The organism is Klebsiella sp. K-Nf6, from assembly GCF_002806655.1.
Classification (GTDB): domain Bacteria; phylum Pseudomonadota; class Gammaproteobacteria; order Enterobacterales; family Enterobacteriaceae; genus Klebsiella; species Klebsiella variicola.
In genome coordinates, this window is the sequence record NZ_PIBN01000066.1 from 1 (window position 1) to 345 (window position 345).

At 62.3% G+C, this 345-nt stretch carries 1 protein-coding gene; it reads left to right on the forward strand.

Annotation, left to right across the window (positions count from 1 at the left end; all coding sequences use genetic code 11):
- The coding region (locus CWM61_RS28655) for a GDP-mannose 4,6-dehydratase (protein WP_133122485.1) at positions 1-345 on the forward strand (345 nt) is incomplete at both ends.

The following is a 345-nucleotide window of genomic DNA, read 5'->3' on the forward strand; positions in this document are numbered from 1 at the left end:
CGGCGGAAAGTCATGTGGATCGCTCCATTGATGGCCCGGCCGCCTTCATCCAGACCAACGTGATCGGCACCTTCACTCTGCTGGAGGCGGCCCGTCACTACTGGTCCGGGCTTGGGGAGGAGCAGAAGCAGGCCTTCCGCTTCCATCATATCTCCACCGATGAGGTGTACGGCGACCTGCACGGCACCGATGACCTGTTCACCGAAGAAACCCCGTACGCGCCGAGCAGCCCGTACTCTGCTTCCAAGGCGGGCAGCGACCATCTGGTTCGCGCCTGGAACCGCACCTACGGCCTGCCGGTGGTGGTGACCAACTGCTCCAACAACTATGGTCCGTATCACTTCC